The following is a 21,426-nucleotide window of genomic DNA, read 5'->3' as shown; positions in this document are numbered from 1 at the left end:
CGCGTAATTTGGTTCAAGGAAGATCAGACACCATGGCAAAGTCCCATGCCGCCGCGCCGTTATTCAAGGCGCTGGGTGAGTACAAGAGTATTTTGATCAGCATTGGCTGTTTCACGGCGTTGATCAACCTGCTGATGCTGGTGCCGTCGATTTATATGCTGCAAGTGTATGACCGCGTGCTGTCCTCCCAGAATGAAACCACCCTGGTGATGCTGACGCTGATGGTGGTGGGCTTCTTTGCGTTTATTGGCCTGCTGGAGGTGATCCGCAGTTTTATCGTGATCCGCATCGGCAGCCAACTGGAGCGGCGTTTCAACTTGCGCGTGTACAAGGCTGCATTCGAACGCAACCTGCAACGCGGCCAGGGGCACGCCGGGCAGTCCCTGGGCGATTTGACCCATATTCGCCAATTCATCACGGGGCCGGCGCTGTTCGCGTTTTTTGATGCGCCGTGGTTTCCCATCTACCTGTTTGTGATTTTCCTGTTCAACGTGTGGCTTGGCGTGTTGGCCACGGCCGGCGCCGTGCTGCTGATCGGCCTGGCGTGCCTGAATGAATACCTGACCAAAAAGCCCTTGGGCGAGGCCAGTGGTTACTCCCAGCAATCCACGCAACTGGCCACCAGCCACCTGCACAATGCCGAGACCATCCAGGCCATGGGCATGCTCGGCGCACTGCGCAGCCGTTGGTTCGCGTTGCATTCGCAGTTTCTTGGCTTGCAGAACAAGGCCAGTGATACCGGCTCGGTGATCACCTCCCTGAGCAAATCCCTGCGCCTGTGCCTGCAATCGCTGGTGCTCGGCCTGGGGGCGTTGCTGGTGATCAAGGGCGATATGACCGCCGGGATGATGATCGCCGGCTCCATCCTGATGGGCCGGGTGCTCAGCCCCATCGACCAGTTGATCGCGGTGTGGAAGCAATGGAGTTCGGCCAAGCTGGCCTATCAGCGCCTGGATGACTTGCTGCGCGAGTTCCCCCCGGAGGTCGAGCAGATGAAGCTGCCGGCGCCCAAGGGCCAGGTCAGCTTCGAACAGGTCAGCGCCGGCCCGCCCGGGCGGCGTATGGCGACCTTGCACCAGGTCAGCTTCAATCTGGGCGCCGGCGAAGTGCTCGGTGTGCTCGGGGCGTCGGGCTCCGGCAAATCCACCCTGGCCCGTGTGCTGGTGGGCGTATGGCCGACACTGGCTGGCACCGTGCGCCTGGATGGCGCCGACATCCATCGCTGGGACCGCGACGACCTGGGCCCGCACATCGGCTACCTGCCCCAGGACATCGAGTTGTTCAGCGGCAGCATCGCCGACAACATCGCACGCTTTCGCGAGGCCGACCCCGAGCAGGTGGTGCGTGCCGCACAGCAGGCCGGTGTACATGAACTGATCCTGCGTTTGCCCCAGGGCTACGACACCGTGCTGGGCGACAACGGCGGCGGCCTGTCCGGCGGCCAGAAGCAACGGGTGGCCCTGGCCCGCGCCCTGTACGGCGGGCCGCGCCTGATCGTGCTGGATGAGCCCAACTCCAACCTCGACACCGTGGGCGAAGCCGCCCTGGCCAGCGCCATCGTGCAGATGAAAGCCCAGGGCAGCAGCGTGGTGCTGGTGACCCATCGTTCGTCGGCGCTGGCCCAGGCCGACAAGTTGCTGGTGCTCAGCGACGGTCATTTGCAAGCGTTCGGGCCGAGCCAGGAGGTGCTTCGCGCATTGTCCGGCCAGCAGGAAACGCCCAGGGAGAAAACGGGCGTGAGTTTCAGTCGTCAGTACCAGGCCGCAAGGAATCCAGGCGCATGAGCAGCATCACAGTTGAACCACGCTTCAAAGAGCACGACGCCAGGTTTTTTACGCGCATGGGATGGTTGCTGACCGTGGTCGGCGCCGGCGGGTTTTTCCTGTGGGCCAGCCTGGCACCACTGGACCAGGGCATCCCGGTACAGGGCACGGTGGTGGTGTCGGGCAAGCGCAAGGCCGTGCAAACCCTCAGCCCGGGCGTCGTCAGCCGGATCCTGGTGAAGGAGGGCGAGCTTGTAAAACAAGGCCAACCGCTGTTCCGCCTTGACCAGACCCAGCACCAGGCCGACGTGCAATCCCTGCAAGCCCAGTACCGCATGGCCTGGGCCAGCGTGGCGCGCTGGCAGAGCGAGCGCGACAACCTCGCCAGCATCCGCTTTCCCGTCGAACTCAGTGCCGATCCCGACCCCGCCCTGGCGTTGGTGCTGGAAGGCCAGCGCCAGTTGTTCAGCAGTCGCCGCGAAGCTTTTGCCCGCGAGCAGGCCGGCATCCGCGCCAATATCGAGGGCGCCACCGCACAGCTGGGCGGTATGCGCCGTGCGCGCACTGACCTGACCGCCCAGGCCCAGTCCCTGCGCGATCAACTGAGCAACCTGCAACCCCTGGCCGACAACGGCTACATCCCGCGCAACCGCTTGATGGAGTACCAGCGGCAGTTGTCCCAGGTGCAACAGGACCTGGCGCAAAACACCGGCGAAAGTGGCCGTGTGGAGCAGGGCATTCTCGAGTCGCGCCTCAAGCTGCAACAACACAGTGAGGAATATCAAAAAGAGGTACGCAGCCAGTTGGCCGATGCGCAACTGCGCAGCCTGACCCTGGAGCAGCAACTCACCTCGGCCGGGTTCGACCTGCAGCACAGCGAAATCAACGCCCCGGCGGATGGCATTGCGGTCAATCTCAGCGTGCACACCGAGGGCGCCGTGGTCCGCGCCGGCGAAACCCTGCTGGAAATCGTGCCCCAGGGCACGCGCCTGGAAGTGGAAGGGCACCTGCCGGTACACCTGGTGGACAAGGTCGGCACGCACCTGCCGGTGGACATCCTCTTCACCGCCTTCAACCAGAGCCGCACGCCCCGGGTGCCGGGGGAGGTCAGCCTGATTTCCGCGGACCAGATGCTCGATGAAAAGACCGGTGCGCCTTACTACGTGCTGCGCACCACGGTCAGCGAAGCGGCCTTGGAAAAACTCCATGGGCTGGTGATCAAGCCGGGCATGCCCGCCGAGATGTTCGTGCGCACCGGCGAGCGCTCGTTGCTCAATTACCTGTTCAAGCCGCTGCTCGACCGTGCCGGCTCGGCGCTGACCGAGGAATGAGCATGAAACCCGTGTTTATTGCCTTGCTGTTGACCTGCGCCAGTGCCCAGGCGGCCATGGGCCCGTTCGATGTGTACGAGCAGGCCCTGCGTAACGATCCGGTGTTTCTCGGTGCGATCAAGGAGCGCGACGCCGGCCTGGAAAACCGCACCATCGGCCGCGCCGGGCTACTGCCCAGGCTGTCGTACAACTACAACAAGGGCCGTAACAACTCCCAGGCCACCTTGCCAGACGGGCGCGGTGGCAATTATCACGACGACCGTAACTACAACAGCTACGGCTCCACCTTCAGCCTGCAACAGCCGCTGTTCGACTACGAGGCCTACGCCAACTACCGCAAGGGCGTGGCCCAGGCGCTGTTTGCCGATGAAAGCTTTCGTGACAAGAGCCAGGCGTTGCTGGTGCGGGTGCTGACCTACTACACCCAGGCCTTGTTCGCCCAGGACCAGATCGACATCGCCCGCGCCAAGAAGAAGGCCTTCGAGCAACAGTTCCAGCAGAACCGGCACTTGTTCCAACAGGGCGAGGGCACTCGCACGGACATTCTGGAAGCCGAATCGCGCTACGAGCTGGCCACCGCCGAAGAGATCCAGGCGCTGGATGAACAGGACGCGTCCTTGCGCGAGCTGGGCGCCTTGATCGGCGTACAGAGCGTCGACATCCACGACCTGGCGCCACTGAACCAGGGTTTTGCCGCGTTCACCCTGACCCCGGCCAACTACGACACCTGGCATGAGCTGGCGATCAGCAACAACCCCACGCTGGCCTCCCAGCGCCAGGCCCTGGAAGTGGCGCGTTATGAAGTGGAGCGCAACCGTGCCGGGCATCTGCCCAAGGTCACGGCGTATGCCAGTTCGCGCCAGCAGGAATCCGACAGCGGTAACACTTACAACCAGCGCTACGACACCAACACCATTGGCGTCGAAGTCAGCCTGCCGCTGTATGCCGGTGGTGGCGTCTCGGCCTCCACCCGCCAGGCCAGCCGCGCCATGGAGCAGGCCGAGTACGAGCTTGAGGGCAAGACCCGGGAAACCCTGATCGAACTGCGCCGGCAGTTCAGCGCCTGCCTGTCGGGGGTGAGCAAATTGCGCGCGTATCAGAAAGCCCTGGTATCAGCCGAAGCGCTGGTGGTGTCGACCAGGCAAAGCATCCTCGGCGGCGAGCGGGTCAACCTCGACGCCTTGAACGCCGAGCAGCAGCTCTACAGCACCCGGCGCGACCTGGCCCAGGCGCGGTATGACTACCTGATGGCCTGGACCAAGTTGCACTACTACGCGGGCAACCTGCGCGATACCGATCTGGCCAAAGTGGATGAAGCGTTCGGCCCGATGAAATAAGCCGCCATAACAACAATAAGGAGGGTTTCAATGCTCTGCGACTCACACCGTTTCAAACCGCTTGCCGCCGGTTCCTTGCTGCTGGTGTCCGTTGCGGCGCAGGCTGCCTATACCGAGGCCGGTCAACCGGGGAACGCCGCCAGTTGGCGTTCCGCCGAATTCCAGAGCGACTGGGGGCTGGGCCGCATGAAGGCGGATGAAGCTTACGCCGCTGGTATCACGGGTAACGGGGTGAAGATCGGTGCGCTGGACTCAGGTTTCGATCCCGACCACCCGGAAGCCGCCAAGGATCGCTATCACGCCGTCACCGCCAATGGCAGTTACGTCGATGGCCGCCCCTTCAGCACCAGCGGCGCGCTCAACCCCAACAATGACTCCCACGGCACCCATGTCACCGGCACCATGGGCGCAGCCCGTGATGGCGTCGGCATGCACGGCGTGGCCTATAACGCGCACATCTTCGTGGGCAATACCAACGCCAACGACAGCTTTCTGTTTGGTCCGACCCCAGACCCCAAGTACTTCAAGGCGGTGTACAGCGCCCTGGTGGATTCCGGCGTGCGCGCCATCAACAACAGTTGGGGCAGCCAACCCAAGGATGTCAGCTACCAGACCCTGGGTGATCTGCACGCCGCCTACGCCCAGCATTACAACCAGGGCACCTGGCTGGATGCGGCGGCGGACGTGGCCAAGGCCGGTGTCATCAACGTGTTCAGTGCCGGCAACAGTGGTTACGCGAATGCCAGCGTGCGCTCGGCGTTGCCGTATTTCCAGCCGGAACTGGAGGGGCACTGGCTGGCGGTATCGGGGCTGGATAAAGCCAATAGCCAGAAATACAACAAATGCGGCATCGCCCAGTACTGGTGCATTTCTACGCCGGGCGCGCTGATCAACAGTACCGTTCCCGGCGGTGGCTACGGCGTGAAGTCCGGCACCTCAATGTCGGCACCGCATGCCACGGGTGCGTTGGCATTGGTGATGGAACGTTATCCCTACATGACCAACGAACAGGCGTTGCAGGTGCTGCTGACCACCGCCACGCAGCTCGATGGTTCGATTACCCAGGCGCCCAACACCACGGTGGGTTGGGGCGTACCGGACCTGGGCCGGGCCATGCACGGTCCGGGGCAGTTACTCGGGCCGATGAACGTCAGCCTCGCGGCCGGGCAGGGCGATGTCTGGAGCAATGGCATTTCCGACCAGGCCCTGCTCCAGCGCCAGGCGCAAGACGCCGCCGAGCACAGCGCCTGGCAGCAGACCCTGATCGACAAGGGCTGGCAAAACGGTGTGGGCGCCGCTGCCAGCCAGCAGGACCAGACCGATTACGCGGTCGGCACAGCACGCGACCAGGCGGCCGCGACACGGATTTATGAAGGCAGCCTGATCAAGTCCGGTGCAGGCACGCTGGTACTCGACGGCGACAGCACCTATCGCGGTGCGACCACCGTCAACGGCGGGCTGCTGGCGGTCAACGGTTCACTGACGTCTGCGGTGACCGTCAATGACCGCGGCACATTGGGCGGTTCCGGACGGATCGGCGCGCTGTCGGTCAACACGGGGGGACGAGTGGCGCCGGGCAATTCGGTGGGCACCTTGCAGGTGGCGGGTGACGTGAACCTGGGCGCGGGTTCCACCTATGCGGTGGAGCTCACGCCCACCAGTAGCGACCGTATCGTCGCCGGGGGCAAGGCGATCCTGGGCGGCGGCAACGTGAGCCTGGCGTTGGAAAACAGCCCGACCCTGCTCAGCGGCGCACAGGCGCAAAGCCTGATCGGCCGCCAGTACAGCATCCTTCAGGCGGCGGGTGGCATCCAGGGCCGATTTGGCCAGGTGTTGCCCGGCTACCTGTTCCTCGGTGGCACCCTGGGTTACGCCGCCAATGGCGTGCAATTGGACGTGGTCCGCAGCGCCGCCACGTTTGCCAGCGTCGCGGCGACCCGCAACCAACGCAATGTGGCGATCGCCGCCGAGCAACTGGGCGCGGGCAACCCGGTGTATGAAAGCATCCTGCAGTCCGATTCCGTCGAGGTGGCGCAACAAGGCTTGCAGCAACTGTCCGGTGAAATCTACCCGGCCATCGGCGCCATGCTGATCAACGACAGCCTGCAAGTGCGCGACGCCGTGGGCGAGCGCTTGCGCCACGTGCCGGTCACTGCTGAAAGCAACCTGTGGCTCAAGGCACTCGGTGCCTGGGGCAAGCGCGACAGCCGCAGCGAAACGGCGGGTTCCACCACGTCCCTCGGTGGCCTGCTGGGCGGGGTCGATGGTGCGCTGGACGAGCAGACGCGCGTGGGCCTGGTCGCCGGTTACAGCGACAGCTCATTGAATATGGGCAGCGGCACGCATGCCTCGGCGTCCATCGACAGCTATCACCTCGGCGCGTATGTCGGGCGCGAGCTGGGTGATTGGCGCATCAGTGCCGGTGGCGCCTACAGCTGGCATCGTGGTGACGTGACGCGCGACCTGCACTACGGCGCGGTCAGCGGCAAGCAGAAAGCCAAACTGGAGGCGCGCACGGCGCAACTGTTCTCCGAAGCCGCCTACCGGATCAACCTGCAACCCTTGGCGCTGGAGCCGTTCGCCAACCTGGCCTATGTGCACCTGGACAGTGACGGCTTCCACGAAAAAGGCGACGCCGCCGCGCTTGAGCGTGGCAGTGATCGCCGGGACGCCGTGCTCGGCACCCTTGGCGTGCGTGCGTTGAAAACCATTGCCCTGAACGATCACCAGCCACTGCAGCTTTCCGCTTCGCTGGGCTGGCAACACAGCCTCACCGCCGTCGAATCCGCAGAGCACCTGGCGTTTGTCGCCGGTGGACCGTCATTCGCCGTGGGCAGTTCACCCTTGCTGCGGGACGCCGCGCTGGTCGGCGTGCAGGCCAGCCTGGCGTTGAGCCCCGCCATGCGGGTCAACCTTGATTACAACGGCCAATTGGGTGGACGGGAGAAAACCCAGGGGGTGGGGCTGAGCCTCAACTGGCAGTTCTGAAGCGACTTACACACGTTCAATAAGAAAACTAAGGAAGGTCAGCGTGAACAAAAGCAAGTCAGGGTTAACAACCGCCATCCACACCGCCTTGGGCTACCCGCTCAACGCGACCCGCAGCGCGCCATACGGTGCCTTGCTGTGCTGCCTGGCAAGCCTGGGAACCGCCCAGGCCGCACCCTATGTGGAAACCGGCAAGCTGGGTGACGCCGCCAGCTGGCGCAGCACTGAATTCAAGGCCGACTGGGGCCTGGGCGCCGTGCATGCCGACGCCGCGTATGCCGCGGGCTATACCGGCAAGGGGGTCAAGCTGGGGATCTTCGACCAGCCGGTGTACGCCCAGCATCCGGAGTTCGCCAGCCCCGGCAAAGTCGTGACGATTGTCACTGAGGGCATACGCCAGTACACCGACCCGTATATCCCGGTGAAGGCCGGCGATGCGTTTCGTTATGACGGCACGCCGTCGCTGGGCTCCAACGGCAAGCTGGGCAACCACGGCACCCATGTCGGCGGTATCGCCGCGGGCAATCGCGATGGCGGGCCGATGCATGGCGTGGCGTTCGATGCGCAAATCATCAGCGCCGAGAACGGCGACCCAGGCCCGGAAGACGGCATCATCCTTGGCAACGATGGCGCGGTGTACAAGGCCGGCTGGGACGCATTGGTCGCCAGTGGCGCACGGATCATCAACAACAGTTGGGGCATCGGCATCGGTGACCAGTACGCCAAGGGTGGGCGCGACCCGGCGTTCCCGAATTTCACGGTCAATGAAGCGCAGGCGCAGTTCAATAACATCCGGCCGATCCTCGGTACGATCGCCGGGGGCGCCTACCAGGGCGCCATCGACGCGGCCCGCAGCGGCGTACTGACGATCTTCGCCGCCGGCAACGACTACAACCGCAACAACCCGGATGCGATTTCCGGGCTGGCGTACTTTGTGCCCGAGATTGCGCCCAACTGGCTGTCCGTCGCGGCCTTGCAGCAGAACCCGGACACGGCGAGCGCCGACCCATATGTGATCAGTACGTTCTCCTCGCGTTGCGGCTACGCGGCGAGCTTCTGCGTGTCGGCCCCCGGTACCAGGATCTACAGTTCCGTCATCAATGGCACCAACCTGGACAACCTCACCACCGACTATGCCAACTTCAACGGCACCTCCATGGCCGCGCCCCACGTGGCCGGCAGCGCGGCCGTGCTGATGCAGCGTTTTGCGTACATGAGCGGCGACCAGATCTCGACACTGCTCAAGACCACCGCCACCGACCTCGGCGCACCGGGCATCGACTCGCTGTATGGCTGGGGCATGATCAACCTGGGCAAAGCCATCAATGGCCCAGGCATGTTTGTCACGGCCGAGGACATCCCGGCCGAGTTCCGCATCGACGGCGCCTATGGCAGCGGCCAGTTTGTCGCGGATCTGCCGGGCGTGGGCGCGGTGGTCGATGCCGGCAAACCGACACAGCGGCTGTGCAACGATGTGCATTGCGGGCTGGATGTGTGGAGCAATGACATCGCCGGACACGGCGGCTTGACCAAACAAGGTATCGGCACCTTGGTGCTCACCGGCTCCAGCACCTACAGCGGCCCGACGCTGGTCAACCAGGGCCTGCTGGCCATCAACGGCTCAGTCATTTCGAACGTCACCGTCAGCCAGAGTGGGGTGGTTGGGGGGAGCGGGCGCATCGGTTCGCTGTTGGCGAAAAACGGCGGCACCGTTGCGCCGGGCAATTCCATCGGCACGCTGAACGTGGCCGGGGACGTCACCTTTGAGCCCGGGTCGACCTATGCCGTGGAGCTGTCGCCCACCAACAGCGATCGCATTGTGGCGGGAGGCACTGCCACCTTGAACGGCGGCACGGTGACCCTCGCGCTGGAAAACAGCCCGACACTGCTCAGCGGTGCCCAGGCGCAAAGCCTGATCGGGCGCCAGTACAACATCCTGCAAGCCGCCGGCGGCATTACCGGCAGTTTTGGCGCGGTGCTGCCCAACTACCTGTTCCTTGGCGGCAACCTGAATTACGCGGCCAACGGCGTGCAACTGGACGTGGCGCGTAACGCCAACAGTTTTGCCAGCGTGGGCGCCACGGACAACCAGCGCGCCGTGGCCAGCGCCGCTGAGCAACTGGGCGCGGGCAACGCCGTGTATGAAAGCCTGCTGTCGGCGCCGAACGCGGCATCGGCGCAAGGGGCTTTCCAGCAGCTGTCTGGAGAAATCTACCCGGCATTGGAAACGGCCTTGGTCAACGACAGCCGCTACGTGCGTGAAGCCGTGGGCGAGCGCCTGCGCAATGGCGAGATGGGCGCACCCAGCGAGACGCTCGACAGCCGTGGCAACGTGTGGGTGAAGGCCCTGGGCGCCTGGGGCAAGACCGACAGTCGCAGCGATACGGCCGGCTATACCACGTCCGTCGGCGGCATGCTCGCCGGGGTGGACGGTGCGCTCGACGAGGCCACGCGCATCGGTCTGGTCGCCGGTTACAGCGACACGTCACTCAACATGGGCAGCGGTACCCATTCCCGTGCTTCGGTCGACAGCTATCACTTCGGTGCGTACACCGGGCATGAGATCGGCGCCTGGCGCCTGAGCGGCGGCGCCACCTACAGCTGGCACCGCGCAGACGTGAAACGTGACCTGCAATACGGCGATGTTTCAGGCAAGCAGAAAGCCAAGGTTGATGCACGCAGCACCCAAGTGTTCGGCGAAGCGGCCTACCGGGTGACCCTGCAACCGCTGGCCCTGGAACCGTTCGCCAACCTGGCCTACGTGCACCTGGACAGCGATGGCGTGACCGAAAAAGGCGACGCTGCTGCACTCAAAAGTCGCGACGACAGCCGCGACCTGGTGCTAAGCACCCTGGGTATGCGTGCCTTGAAAACCTTCACCGTGAATGACCACCAGCAACTGGAGGTGTCCGGCACCCTGGGCTGGCAGCACAACCTCAGCAGCAATGACTCTGAACAGCACCTGGCGTTTGCCTCGGGCGGCCCGTCGTTTGCGGTGGAAAGTGCGCCGATGGTGCGTGATGCGGCGCTGGTCGGGGCGCGGGTGAGCCTGGCGTTAAGCAAGCAGGCGCGAGTGAACTTTGACTACAACGGCCTGCTGGCCAGCAAGGAAAAAGTCCATGGCGTCGGCTTGAGCCTGGACTGGGCGTTCTGAGGGTTCAGCGACCTTTGCGGGTGCCGGCACACCGGCACCCGCAGGTTTGGCTTTCTCGACAACTCCAACAAAAGAGAGGCACACCCCATGGGGATCTTTGACTATAAAAACCTCGGTGCCGAGGGCTCCAAGGCGTTGTTCGCCGATGCAATGGCGATCACGTTGTACACCTATCACAACCTGGATAACGGCTTTGCCGTGGGGTACCAGCACAATGGCCTAGGGCTTGGCCTGCCCGCCACGCTGGTCGGCGCATTGCTCGGCAGCACCGATTCCCAGGGCGTGATTCCCGGCATCCCGTGGAACCCGGATTCGGAAAAAGCCGCCCTGGACGCGGTGCACAAGGCCGGATGGACGCCGATCAGCGCCAGTGCCCTGGGCTACGGCGGCAAGGTCGATGCGCGAGGTACATTCTTCGGCGAAAAGGCCGGCTACACCACGGCCCAGGTCGAGGTGCTGGGCAAGTACGATGATGCCGGCAAGCTGCTGGAAATCGGCATTGGCTTTCGCGGCACCTCCGGACCACGAGAAACCCTGATCAGCGATTCTATCGGCGATCTGGTCAGCGACTTGCTCGCGGCCCTGGGGCCCAAGGACTATGCGAAGAACTACGCCGGCGAAGCCTTCGGTGGTTTGCTCAAAAATGTCGCCGACTACGCCAGCGCCCATGGCCTGAGCGGCAAGGATGTGGTGGTCAGTGGGCATAGCCTGGGTGGGTTGGCGGTCAACAGCATGGCCGACCTGAGCAACAGTAAATGGTCCGGCTTCTACAAGGACGCCAACTACGTGGCCTATGCCTCGCCGACCCAGAGTGCCGGCGACAAGGTGCTCAATATCGGCTACGAAAACGACCCAGTGTTCCGGGCCCTGGATGGCTCGTCCTTCAACCTGTCGTCCCTGGGCGTGCACGACACACCCCATGCGTCGACTACCGACAACATCGTCAGCTTCAACGACCACTATGCGTCGACGCTGTGGAATGTGATGCCGTTTTCCATCGTCAACCTGCCGACCTGGATCTCGCACCTGCCCACCGGCTATGGCGATGGCATGACGCGCATTCTGGAGTCGGGCTTCTACGAGCAGATGACCCGCGATTCCACGGTGATCGTGGCCAACCTGTCCGACCCGGCACGGGCCAACACCTGGGTGCAGGACCTCAACCGCAATGCCGAGCCGCACAAAGGCGATACCTTCATCATCGGCAGCGACGGCAATGACCTGATCCAGGGCGGCAAGGGCGTGGACTTTATCGAGGGGGGCAAGGGTAATGACACCATTCGCGACAACAGTGGGCACAACACCTTCCTGTTCAGCGGCCACTTCGGTAACGATCGGGTGATCGGCTATCAGCCCACGGACAAGCTGGTGTTCAAGGATGTGGCAGGCAGCGCTGACTTGCGTGACCATGCAAAAGTGGTCGGCGCGGATACGGTGCTCACCTTTGGCGCCGACTCAGTGACCTTGGTCGGCATCGGGCAAGGCGGCCTCTGGGCCGACGGTGTGAGTATCGGGTGAATGATGCTTATGGCGTTCAGCCAGCCAATCCCCCAGGAAGGCCTGGGGGATCGGCTGAATGCAGCGGCGTGGAAAATCCTTCGGTAAATAAATATCTACCTGGTTGTCGCGACGGATCGCTCGGTGTGCCTGCGTTTAACGATCAAGCGAGCCGTTTCGCGTGATGACGTGGGAGGAACCGAGCATGTCCCGATTGCGATTGTTGCTGTGCGCCCTGGTACTGCTGGGGTTGGCTGGGTGTGCGGTGTACCCGGCGTATCCTGGCCCGTGCTGCTATCACCCGTACTACCACTCGTACTATTACCATCCCTACTATCACCCGTACTACCACCCGTATTACCGCTATTAACCGAGCGATAATGCAAAAAAAGCCCCGCACTGCGGGGCTTTTCATTGTTATTTTTCTTTGATAACCGTCGCGACGTCGGCGGCTTTGACTCGGATGCGCTTGCCGGCGATATCGGTAAATTCGTAGAACCCGTCGGCGGTCTTGGCGTTGGGGGTGTCCTTGGTCAAATACTGCGTGCCATTTTGCAGCGTCACTACGGTTTGCGTTGCGCAACCGGCCAGTACCAGAAAAGTGAGTGCAACCAGCGGCAGCCCCAGATTCTTCATGTTCATAACCCTTACCTTGACCTTGAAAAGTCCCGCGCCAGAGGCGGCGGGCGACAAATGTTACGCCATCGATTCTCCCATCTGATCACTTTTATAAGAAAAGTTGCAGGTGCCATTTATCTATTACCGATTGCAACAGGGCATTTGGGACGGCACTCTGTATGCATAACCAGTATTCGATCAGCGCGTGAAATGGCCAACCCCCTCGACGATCCCCTGTATTACCTGCATAACTTCCGCCGAGTGCTGCTCTGGCTGGCACAGCGCAATGCCGATTTGCTCGACCCGGACGAACAGCTTTTTATTCAGCAATTTGACAGGTTGCCGCAGGCGTCCCAGGCGCTTTTGGTGCGTATGGTGATGCGCAAGGGCGTGCATTTTCGGGCCGGCAAGCTCAATTACCTGGAGATTGGTTGCCCCCATGCCGCTGCCGGGCCGCTGATGGAACTGGGTTGGGTGGACGATCAGTACCTACTGGCCTTTGAAGAGCTGTTCGCCGTGCTGCAAAAAGGTGAAATCCTGGCCGCGTTCAAGCCCTGGATAGACCAGCCCAAAGGCAAGAAAACCGATTGGCTGGAAGGGCTGTCGGCGCAATTCATGGACAGCCGCAGCTTTGCCACCTGGTGCCCCGAGCTGGCCGACAGGTTGTTCAGCCTCACTGTGATGGAGCTGTGCGACCGTCTGCGCCTGATGTTCTTCGGCAACCTGCATCAGGACTGGTCCGAGTTTGTATTGGCTGACCTGGGCATCTACACCTATGAAAAGGTCGAGTTCTGCGCCGAATCCCGTGGTTTGCGCCATCGTGACGATGTGCAGGGGTATCTGTTCCTGCACCACTGCCAGCAGGCCTTCGATGCCGGTGAGCCGCTGGAAGATGTACTGGCCGGGGTTGCCACGCTGGACACCGATAACCCCTGGCTGGAAAAACGCCGCGCCAAGCTGTTGTTCCAGATTGGTCAATATTGCGAGCGCACTGCCGAGCTGGCCGTGGCGGAGCGCATTTACCGGAACTGCACCTACCCCGGTGCCCGCTCACGGTTGATCCGCGTGCTGGAGCGCCAGGAGGATTACGCCCAGGCCATGGCCCTGGCGAACACGGCCCAACAGGCCCCGGAAAGCGCCGCCGAACAGCAGCACTTGCTGCGTGTCATCCCACGCCTGCGCCGCAAACTGGGCGAGCCGGCATTGCCCAAGGTCAAGCCACGGCCGGTCACGCGCCTGGATCTGGCCCTCACTCCGCCGGAACCCTTGATGTCGGTGGAGTACTGCGTGCAGGCGCACCTTAGCGAGCCGGATGGGCCGGTGCATTACGTGGAAAACGGCCTGATCAACTCGTTGTTCGGCCTGCTGTGCTGGGACGTGATTTTTGCGCCGTTGCCGGGTTCGTTTTTCCACCCGTTCCAGCGCGGCCCCGCCGACCTGCACAGCGCGGATTTTCACCAGCGCCGTGCGCCGCTGTTCGCCGCGTGTTTCGAGCAACTGCAGGACGAGCGCTACAAAACCACTCTCCGCCAACGCTACCGCGACAAATGGGGCATCCAGTCGCCCTTCGTGTTCTGGAACCTGCTCAGCGAAGAGCTGCTGGAGCAGGCCCTGGCCTGTTTGCCCGCCGAGCACCTGCGCTACTGGTTCGAGCGGCTGCTGCTGGACATCCGCGCCAATCGCGCCGGCATGCCCGACCTGATCCAGTTCTGGCCCGCGCAAAAGACCTACCGCATGATCGAGGTGAAAGGCCCCGGCGATCGCCTGCAAGACAACCAGCTGCGCTGGCTGGAGTTCTGCGGCGAGTACCAGATGCCGGTGACGGTCTGCTATGTGCGCTGGGCACAATCCGCTTGAGCTACACCGTCGCGGTGCGGGCGCTGTGCGAGTTCACGGCCAAGGTCGGTGACCTCGACCTGCGCTTCACACCGTCGCCGAGTGCCCAGGAAGGCATCGCCGGCCACCGTACCGTAGCGTCGCGGCGCAGTCAGCACTACCAGAATGAAGTGGCGCTGGAGGGGCAATACCAGCAGCTCACGGTGCGGGGCAGGGCGGACGGCTATGACCCGGATGCCAACCGCCTTGAAGAAGTGAAGACCTATCGCGGTGACCTCGATGCCCAGCCCGCCAACCATCGGCAATTGCACTGGGCCCAGGTCAAGGTGTATGGCTGGTTGATGTGCCGCAAACTCGGGCTCGCGCAAATCGACCTCGCGCTGGTGTACTTCGATATCGTCGGTGAGGGCGAAACCTTGCTCAACCAGCGCTTTCAAGCCAGTGAACTGGAGCCGTTCTTCAACCAGCAATGCGCGCTGTTCCTCGGCTGGGCCGAGCAGGAAATGCAACACCGCGCAGCGCGCAACGACGCCGCGCAGACCCTGGCGTTCCCCCATGCGGATTTTCGCCCTGGCCAGCGCTCACTGGCCGAGTCGGTGTACAAGGCAGTCAGCACCGGCCGCTGCCTGATGGCCCAGGCACCGACCGGCATTGGCAAGACCATCGGCACGATTTTCCCGTTGCTCAAGGCCCTGGCGCCCCAGCAATTGGACACGTTGTTCTTCCTCACCGCCAAGACTCCCGGCCGCAAACTCGCCCTGGACGCCGCCCAAGTGCTGTATGCCAGCAGCCCCGGCTTGCCGTTGCGTGTGCTGGAACTGGTGGCGCGGGACAAAGCCTGCGAGCACCTGGACAAAGCCTGTCATGGCGACTCCTGCCCATTGGCCAAGGGCTTCTACGACCGCTTGCCTGCCGCGCGCATCGCCGCGTCCAAGGTGCGTCTGCTCGACCAGCGCAACCTGCGTGACGTGGCCCTGGCCCATCAGGTCTGCCCGTATTACCTGAGCCAGGAAATGGCGCGCTGGGCTGACCTGGTGGTCGCTGACTACAACTACTACTTCGACTTTGGCGCCATGCTGTTCAGCCTGGCCCAGCTCAACCAATGGCGTGTAGCGGTGCTGGTGGATGAGGCCCACAATCTGGTCGAACGGGCGCGTTCGATGTACAGCGCCAGCCTCGACCAGTACCACCTCAAGACCCTGCGCGACAGCGCCCCGCAGCCGTTGAAGAAACCCTTGCAGCGCCTCAACCGTGAGTGGAACGCGCTGCACAAGGACCAGCTTGCGCCGTACCAGGCCTACGCCGCCCGCCCGGACAAACTGTTGCAGGCCCTGAGCCTGTGCGTCAGCGCCATGGGCGAATACTTCAACGAGCACCCCGAGTCCCTCAGCGGCGACCTGCAGGCCTTCTATTTCGATGTGCTGCAATTTGCCAAGGTGGCGGAGCTGTTCAACGAGCACTTCATTTTCGACATCAGCAAGCGCCAGCTCAGCGGCAAACGCAGCAGTTCCACCCTGTGCCTGCGTAATGTGGTGCCCGCCGAATTCATCCGCCCGCGATTGACGGCTGCCCGCAGCAGCGTGCTGTTTTCCGCGACCCTGAGCCCCCGACATTATTACGCCAACTTGCTGGGTTTGCCGGCGGATACGGCGTGGGTCGATGTGGAGTCACCGTTCAAGGCCGAGCAGTTGCAGGTGCGCATCGTCGCTGAAATCTCCACGCGCTTTGTGCACCGCCAGGCCTCGCTGGAGCCAATCGTCGAGCTGATTGCCCGCCAGTACACGCAACAACCTGGCAACTACCTGGCGTTTTTCTCAAGCTTTGATTACCTGCAACAGGTTGCGCAGTTGCTCGCCGAGCGACATCCGCAGATCGTGCTGTGGCAGCAGTCACGCGGCATGGCCGAGGCCGAGCGCCAGGCGTTCCTCGACCAGTTCACCGAACACAGCCAGGGCATCGGCTTTGCCGTGCTGGGCGGCGCATTTGGCGAGGGCATCGACTTGCCGGGGGCACGCTTGATCGGTGCGTTCATTGCCACCCTCGGGTTGCCGCAACTGAACCCGGTCAATGAACAGATGAAACTGCGCATGGGCGCGATCTTCGGCGCTGGCTACGACTACACCTACCTGTATCCCGGCCTGCAGAAAGTGGTGCAGGCGGCGGGGCGGGTGATCCGTAGCCAGCAGGACCGTGGCGTGGTGATGCTGATCGATGACCGTTTCGGCGAAGGCCAGGTACGCCAGTTGTTGCCGCGCTGGTGGGCGCTGGCTTGAGTTTTTCCTGCCATCAATGAGGCTGGTGCCGGAGTCGGTCCTCCCGCACCCGGCGTTGCTCTAACCGGAGCGGGTCAACGCGCTGATGCTCGGGTTTCCAGGGAAAACGTAAAGGTTGCGCCTCGGCCAGGGCGGTCCACCAGGCTGATGCTGCGCCCGTGCAGTTGCAGGATGCGGTGCACGATTCGCAGGCCCAACCCCCCGTCGCGCCGGGCGCCGCCAATGGTGAATGCGCGCAGGAACAGGCCTTCGCGTAATTCGGCGTCGATGCCCGGGCCGCTATCGCTGACGGTGACGGCTACCGCATGGGTTTGAGGCGACAGGATGACCTCGATTTCGCCGTTCACCGGGGTATGCCGCAGGGCATTGTCCAGCAGGTTGGTCAGCACCCGTTCGATCAACCCCAGGTCTGCCTGCACCGTCGGCACCTGCGGCGGCAGGCTCGCCGTCAGCGTGATGCCGCGTGCCTCGGCAGTCAGTTCGAATTTCTGGAAGATGTCCTGCACCAGGTCCGGCAATGAAAAACCTTCGATCACCGGCTGCACTAAGCCATGCTCCAGGCGCACCAGTTCCAGCAGCGATTGCGCCAGGCCGCCGACTTTACGGCTCTGGTCTAAAGCAATCCCGAGGTAGCGACGGCGCTCTTCCGGGCTGAGGCTGGCATCCTTGAGCGACAGGGTTTCCAGGTAACCGTGCAACGAGGCCAGCGGTGTGCGCAGGTCATGGGAGATATTCGCGACCATTTCCCGGCGTTCCTGGTCCTGGTGGGTGATGGCGCGCCACTGTTCACCCAGGCGGTTTTCCATTTGCACGAAGGCGTGGTCCAGCACGGCGATTTCATCGCCGCTGGCGAGTGGCACTGCGACGGATTCTGCCGGTTTGGGCGCGCCATTGATGTCGAACTGGCCAACCTTGTCAGTGAGTTGACGCAGCGGTCGGGTGATCCAGGCAAACGCGATCAGGCCGGCCATCAGGCAGAGCAGGGCAACCAGGCCGATGGACCACAGGGCGATCTTCAAGGCCATGCCGGTGGCGTCCTTGGCGTCGTACGCATCGTGGGCTTCACCGAGCAGGACCACATACAGGAACCCGGTCTGCTGCCCGCCGGCGGTGAGTGGCGCGGCGCTGAATACCTTGCGCCCATCGACGCTGCGCGGGTCGTCTCCGAGGATCGGCAGCATGAAGCCCGCGAGGAAGCGCCGGATGGGCGCCAGGTCGACCTTGTCACGCAACAGGTGGCCGCTGGGTGCGGCGTTGCCGACCACGCGGCCGTCGATGTCGAGCAGGTACACCTCGACGCTGGGGTTGACCAGCATCAACTGGCTGAACAGGTTGCGCACGGCGTCGGGCTTGAGGCCGTCGGCGTCCATCAATTGGGTGTCGCGGGCGATGTGCGCCGCGAGATCGCGGGACAGGCCTTGCACCACCTCCAGCTCGTGCATGCGGTTGGAACGAACCTGCAGCCACGCCGAGGTGCCGCTGCAGATCAACAGCAGTACCGCGAACACCAGCGACAGGCGCTGGGTGAGGGTGAGCTTCATGGCGGGCTCTCGGCAAACTTATAGCCACGGCCCCACACCGTGAGGATGCGCGCCGGGTTGGCCGGGTCGGCTTCGACCTTGGCCCGCAGGCGGTTGATGTGGGTGTTGACCGTGTGTTCATAGCCTTCGTGGCTGTAGCCCCACACCGCGTTGAGCAAGTCCATGCGCGAGAACACTTTGCCCGGTTGGCGCGCGAAGAAGTACAGCAGGTCGAATTCCCGTGGGGTAAGGTCCAGGCGCTGGCCTTGCAGGGTGGCGTCACGGGTCAGCGGGTTGATGAACAATTGGCCGAGGTCGAGGCTGCCGGCGTCCATCTTCAGGTTGCGCGCCATGGCGTCGACCCGGCGCAGCAACGCTTTCACCCGGGCCACCAGTTCCGGCATGGAAAACGGCTTGGCCAGGTAATCATCCGCGCCCAGCTCCAGGCCTAGGATGCGGTGCAGTTCGCTGGAGCGTGCGCTGGTGATGATGATCGGGGTGTAGCGCGTCATGGCACGGGCGCGCCGACAGATCTCCAGGCCATCCACGCCGGGCAGCATCAGGTCGAGGATCAGCGCATCCCAGCCGCCTTGCTCCAGCAGGCGCAGGCCTTCATTGCCATCGGCGCTGTGCACCACGTCGAACTGTTCATCACGCAGGTGCAGGCAGATCAGGTCGGCGATATGGGCATCGTCCTCGACCACCAGGACACGTTTGGGCTGATCCATGTAAGAGAAACCTTCGCTTGTAGTTCGCGCATTGTGCGGCTTTTGCAACAGTGTAGTTATCACGAATTGTTTAACTCTGCGTGAGGATTCCGCGACCGTAAACAGCCCAAGATTCCCTCACTTCAAAGAGGGAAAGCACCATGTACTCACGCCGACAAATACTCCTGGCCAGTGGCGGCCTGGGTGTCGCCGTCCTGGCGGGCGGCCTGCTCAAGCAACTCAATAGGGTCGCTGACGCCGAAGCCGCCGAAACCTTCGAGGTCAGCCACACCGACGCGCAATGGCACAGCCTGCTCACCGACGAGCAATACGCGATCCTGCGCGAAGAGGGCACCGAACGCCCCTACAGCAGCGCGCTCAACGATGAACACCGTGCCGGTACGTTTGCCTGTGCCGGTTGCGCGCTGCCGCTGTTTGCCTCGGCCACCAAGTTCAACAGCCACACCGGCTGGCCCAGTTTCTGGCAACCGCTGGAGAACGCGGTGGCCAGCCGTACCGATACGTCCTACGGCGTGCTGCGCAAGGAAATCCACTGCCGTCGCTGTGGCGGCCACCAGGGGCACGTGTTCGATGATGGCCCGCCACCCACCGGCCTGCGCTACTGCATGAACGGCGCCGCCATGACGTTCGCGGCGGCGTAAGCCAATGTCTTTTTCTTATAAGGGTCCATCCCATGTGGCTTCTGGTTCTCGCGTACCTGGGCGGCGTGCTGACAATCGTCAGTCCGTGCATCCTGCCTGTTCTGCCTTTTGTCTTCGCTCGCACCGGGCAGCCGTTTTTGCGCAGTGGCTTGCCGCTGTTAGCGGGGATGGCGGTGACATTCGCCCTGGTGGCCTCGCTGGCGGCGGTGGGCGGCGGTTGGGTGGTGCAGGTCAATCAATACGGGCGCTGGCTCGCGTTGCTGTGCGTTGCCCTGTTCGGACTCACGTTGTTGTTGCCGCAACTGTCGGAACGCCTGACGCGCCCGTTGGTGGCCGCCGGCAGTCGCTTGTCGCAAGCCGCCGGGGCCGATGCCCGGCCGCGGCCGGGCGCGTCGTTCCTGATCGGCGTGGCCACCGGGCTGCTGTGGGCACCGTGCGCCGGGCCGATCCTGGGGCTGGTGCTCACCGGCGCGGCGCTGCAGGGCGCCAGCATCGGTACTACCTTGCTCTTGCTGGCTTACGCCGCCGGTGCTGCCACCTCCCTCGCGCTGGCGTTGCTGGTCGGCGGTAAGGTCTTTGGTTTCATGAAGAAGTCCCTCGGTGCCGGCGAATGGCTGCGCCGGGGCCTGGGTGGGTTGATGCTGGCCGGTGTGGCCGCGATTGCGCTGGGCCTCGACACGGGCGTGCTGTCGCGGCTGTCGACCGCGTCCACCGGTGGCCTGGAACAAAGCCTGGTGGATCGCCTGAGCGCCAAGCCGGTGAAGCCGGGCGGGGCGATGATGATGGCCGCCAATCACGGCGACACCTTGCCGATCGAAGGCGCGCTGCCGCCCCTCGACGGTGCCGTGCAATGGCTCAACAGCCCGCCACTGACCACCGAAGCACTCAAGGGCAAGGTGGTGTTGGTGGATTTCTGGACCTACTCCTGCATCAACTGCCTGCGCACCTTGCCGTATGTAAAGGCCTGGGCCGAGAAATACCGCGACCAGGGCCTGGTGGTGATCGGCGTGCATGCGCCGGAGTTCGCCTTTGAGCGCGACGTGAACAACGTCACCCAGGCCATGAAGGACCTGGGCATCACTTACCCTGTGGCCATCGACAACAACTACAAGATCTGGCGCGCGTTCAACAACCAGTACTGGCCGGCCCATTACTTCGCCGATGCCAAGGGCCAGATTCGCTACCACCACTTCGGTGAAGGCGACTACGCCGAGTCGGAGCGGGTGATCCAGCAGTTGTTGCGTGAAGCCGGCGCGAAGAACGTCGCGGGCGGCTTGATCGAAGCCGATGCCAAGGGCGTGCAACAAGCGCCGGACATGAACGAGGTGCAGTCGCCGGAAACCTACCTGGGTTCGCAGCGCGCCGAAAACTTCGTCAAGTCCGGCCCCCTGGCACTCAACCAGTGGACCCTGCAAGGCCAATGGAACGTCGGCGGCCAGCAAGCCACCCTCGACCAGGCCGGTGGGCGCATCGTCTACCGCTTCCACGCCCGCGACCTGCACCTGGTGCTCGGCCCGGGCGCCGACGGCAAGCCGGTGCGTTTCAAGGTCACGATCGACGGCCAGGCTCCGGGCGGTGCCCATGGCACCGACGTCGCACCGGATGGCAGCGGCACGGTCACCGAACAGCGTTTGTACCAGCTGGTGCGTCAGCCGGGCGCCGTGCAGGACCGCACCTTCACCATTGAATTCCTTGACCCCAACGTGTCGGCGTATGCCTTCACCTTTGGTTAACCCGGAG

Annotated in this window: 14 protein-coding genes; 11 read left to right on the top strand and 3 right to left on the bottom strand. The window is 63.5% G+C overall.

Annotated features, from left to right (window positions below; genetic code table 11):
• Positions 1-32: 32 nt before the first annotated feature.
• The 7 genes from BFN10_RS02775 (at position 33) to BFN10_RS29390 (ending at position 12,440) form a co-directional block, all read left to right on the top strand.
• Positions 33-1,784 carry a type I secretion system permease/ATPase gene (locus BFN10_RS02775; protein WP_071488359.1) on the top strand — a complete coding sequence of 584 codons (1,752 nt, stop codon included), beginning with the start codon at positions 33-35 and terminating at the stop codon, positions 1,782-1,784.
• Positions 1,781-3,094, top strand: a complete 1,314-nt coding sequence (locus tag BFN10_RS02770; RefSeq protein ID WP_071488358.1) for an HlyD family type I secretion periplasmic adaptor subunit — start codon at positions 1,781-1,783, stop codon at positions 3,092-3,094. The genes BFN10_RS02775 and BFN10_RS02770 overlap by 4 nt, the downstream gene beginning before the upstream one ends.
• 2 nt (positions 3,095-3,096) lie before the next feature.
• Positions 3,097-4,431, top strand: a complete 1,335-nt coding sequence (locus tag BFN10_RS02765) for a TolC family outer membrane protein (protein ID WP_071488357.1) — start codon at positions 3,097-3,099, stop codon at positions 4,429-4,431.
• A 30-nt stretch (positions 4,432-4,461) separates the two neighbouring features.
• Complete coding sequence (eprS, locus tag BFN10_RS02760) at positions 4,462-7,419, top strand: autotransporter serine peptidase EprS (protein WP_071488356.1); 2,958 nt, start codon at positions 4,462-4,464, stop codon at positions 7,417-7,419.
• 43 nt (positions 7,420-7,462) lie between these two features.
• Positions 7,463-10,573 carry an autotransporter serine protease gene (locus tag BFN10_RS02755; RefSeq protein WP_071488355.1) on the top strand — a complete coding sequence of 1,037 codons (3,111 nt, stop codon included), beginning with the start codon at positions 7,463-7,465 and terminating at the stop codon, positions 10,571-10,573.
• An 87-nt stretch (positions 10,574-10,660) separates the two neighbouring features.
• Positions 10,661-12,091 carry a polyurethane esterase gene (locus BFN10_RS02750; protein ID WP_071488354.1) on the top strand — a complete coding sequence of 477 codons (1,431 nt, stop codon included), beginning with the start codon at positions 10,661-10,663 and terminating at the stop codon, positions 12,089-12,091.
• Between the two features lie 184 nt (positions 12,092-12,275).
• Positions 12,276-12,440 (top strand): hypothetical protein, encoded by a 165-nt coding sequence (locus BFN10_RS29390; protein ID WP_165447925.1) that lies wholly within the window; start codon positions 12,276-12,278, stop codon positions 12,438-12,440.
• 47 nt (positions 12,441-12,487) lie between these two features.
• Here BFN10_RS29390 and BFN10_RS02745 read toward each other — a convergent pair whose 3' ends face one another.
• Positions 12,488-12,712 carry a YgdI/YgdR family lipoprotein gene (locus tag BFN10_RS02745; protein WP_071488353.1) on the bottom strand — a complete coding sequence of 75 codons (225 nt, stop codon included), beginning with the start codon at positions 12,710-12,712 and terminating at the stop codon, positions 12,488-12,490.
• Between the two features lie 186 nt (positions 12,713-12,898).
• Here BFN10_RS02745 and BFN10_RS02740 point away from each other — a divergent pair, with 186 nt between their 5' ends.
• Both BFN10_RS02740 and BFN10_RS02735 read left to right on the top strand, forming a co-directional pair.
• Positions 12,899-14,545 (top strand): VRR-NUC domain-containing protein, encoded by a 1,647-nt coding sequence (locus tag BFN10_RS02740; protein WP_071488352.1) that lies wholly within the window; start codon positions 12,899-12,901, stop codon positions 14,543-14,545.
• Positions 14,542-16,797: an ATP-dependent DNA helicase gene (locus tag BFN10_RS02735; RefSeq protein WP_071488351.1), complete on the top strand. Its 2,256-nt coding sequence runs from the start codon at positions 14,542-14,544 to the stop codon at positions 16,795-16,797. Before BFN10_RS02740 ends, BFN10_RS02735 begins: the two co-directional genes overlap by 4 nt.
• Positions 16,798-16,871: 74 nt before the next feature.
• Here the strand turns inward: BFN10_RS02735 and BFN10_RS02730 are convergent, their stop codons facing one another.
• Complete coding sequence (locus BFN10_RS02730; protein ID WP_071488350.1) at positions 16,872-18,338, bottom strand: sensor histidine kinase; 1,467 nt, start codon at positions 18,336-18,338, stop codon at positions 16,872-16,874.
• A complete protein-coding gene (locus BFN10_RS02725; RefSeq protein ID WP_071488349.1) occupies positions 18,335-19,045 on the bottom strand; it encodes a response regulator transcription factor in 711 nt (236 codons plus the stop codon). Before BFN10_RS02725 ends, BFN10_RS02730 begins: the two co-directional genes overlap by 4 nt.
• A 140-nt stretch (positions 19,046-19,185) precedes the next feature.
• On the opposite strand from BFN10_RS02725, the gene msrB reads away from it, so the two are divergent.
• Entirely contained in the window at positions 19,186-19,686 is a 501-nt protein-coding gene (gene msrB / locus BFN10_RS02720; protein ID WP_071488348.1) for a peptide-methionine (R)-S-oxide reductase MsrB, read from the top strand.
• Positions 19,687-19,718: 32 nt separating this feature from the next.
• On the top strand, positions 19,719-21,419 hold the full coding sequence (locus BFN10_RS02715) for a cytochrome c biogenesis protein DipZ (RefSeq protein ID WP_071488347.1): 1,701 nt from the start codon (positions 19,719-19,721) through the stop codon (positions 21,417-21,419).
• The last annotated feature ends 7 nt before the right edge of the window (positions 21,420-21,426 follow it).

The sequence above is a fragment of the Pseudomonas extremorientalis genome, from assembly GCF_001870465.1.
GTDB lineage: Bacteria > Pseudomonadota > Gammaproteobacteria > Pseudomonadales > Pseudomonadaceae > Aquipseudomonas > Aquipseudomonas extremorientalis.
The sequence above is the reverse complement of the archived record's forward strand: the minus strand, read 5'-3'. Positions and strand labels throughout refer to the sequence as shown.

What these genes read in the sequence shown, in the direction of transcription:
- BFN10_RS02750 (WP_071488354.1), top strand. Translation starts at nt 10,661, where the DNA reads ATGGGGATCTTTGACTATAAAAACCTCGGTGCCGAGGGCTCCAAGGCG.
- BFN10_RS02730 (WP_071488350.1), bottom strand. Translation starts at nt 18,338, where the DNA reads ATGAAGCTCACCCTCACCCAGCGCCTGTCGCTGGTGTTCGCGGTACTG.
- BFN10_RS29390 (WP_165447925.1), top strand. Translation starts at nt 12,276, where the DNA reads ATGTCCCGATTGCGATTGTTGCTGTGCGCCCTGGTACTGCTGGGGTTG.
- BFN10_RS02740 (WP_071488352.1), top strand. Translation starts at nt 12,899, where the DNA reads ATGGCCAACCCCCTCGACGATCCCCTGTATTACCTGCATAACTTCCGC.
- BFN10_RS02765 (WP_071488357.1), top strand. Translation starts at nt 3,097, where the DNA reads ATGAAACCCGTGTTTATTGCCTTGCTGTTGACCTGCGCCAGTGCCCAG.
- BFN10_RS02775 (WP_071488359.1), top strand. Translation starts at nt 33, where the DNA reads ATGGCAAAGTCCCATGCCGCCGCGCCGTTATTCAAGGCGCTGGGTGAG.
- BFN10_RS02725 (WP_071488349.1), bottom strand. Translation starts at nt 19,045, where the DNA reads ATGGATCAGCCCAAACGTGTCCTGGTGGTCGAGGACGATGCCCATATC.
- BFN10_RS02715 (WP_071488347.1), top strand. Translation starts at nt 19,719, where the DNA reads ATGTGGCTTCTGGTTCTCGCGTACCTGGGCGGCGTGCTGACAATCGTC.
- msrB (WP_071488348.1), top strand. Translation starts at nt 19,186, where the DNA reads ATGTACTCACGCCGACAAATACTCCTGGCCAGTGGCGGCCTGGGTGTC.
- BFN10_RS02745 (WP_071488353.1), bottom strand. Translation starts at nt 12,712, where the DNA reads ATGAACATGAAGAATCTGGGGCTGCCGCTGGTTGCACTCACTTTTCTG.
- BFN10_RS02770 (WP_071488358.1), top strand. Translation starts at nt 1,781, where the DNA reads ATGAGCAGCATCACAGTTGAACCACGCTTCAAAGAGCACGACGCCAGG.
- eprS (WP_071488356.1), top strand. Translation starts at nt 4,462, where the DNA reads ATGCTCTGCGACTCACACCGTTTCAAACCGCTTGCCGCCGGTTCCTTG.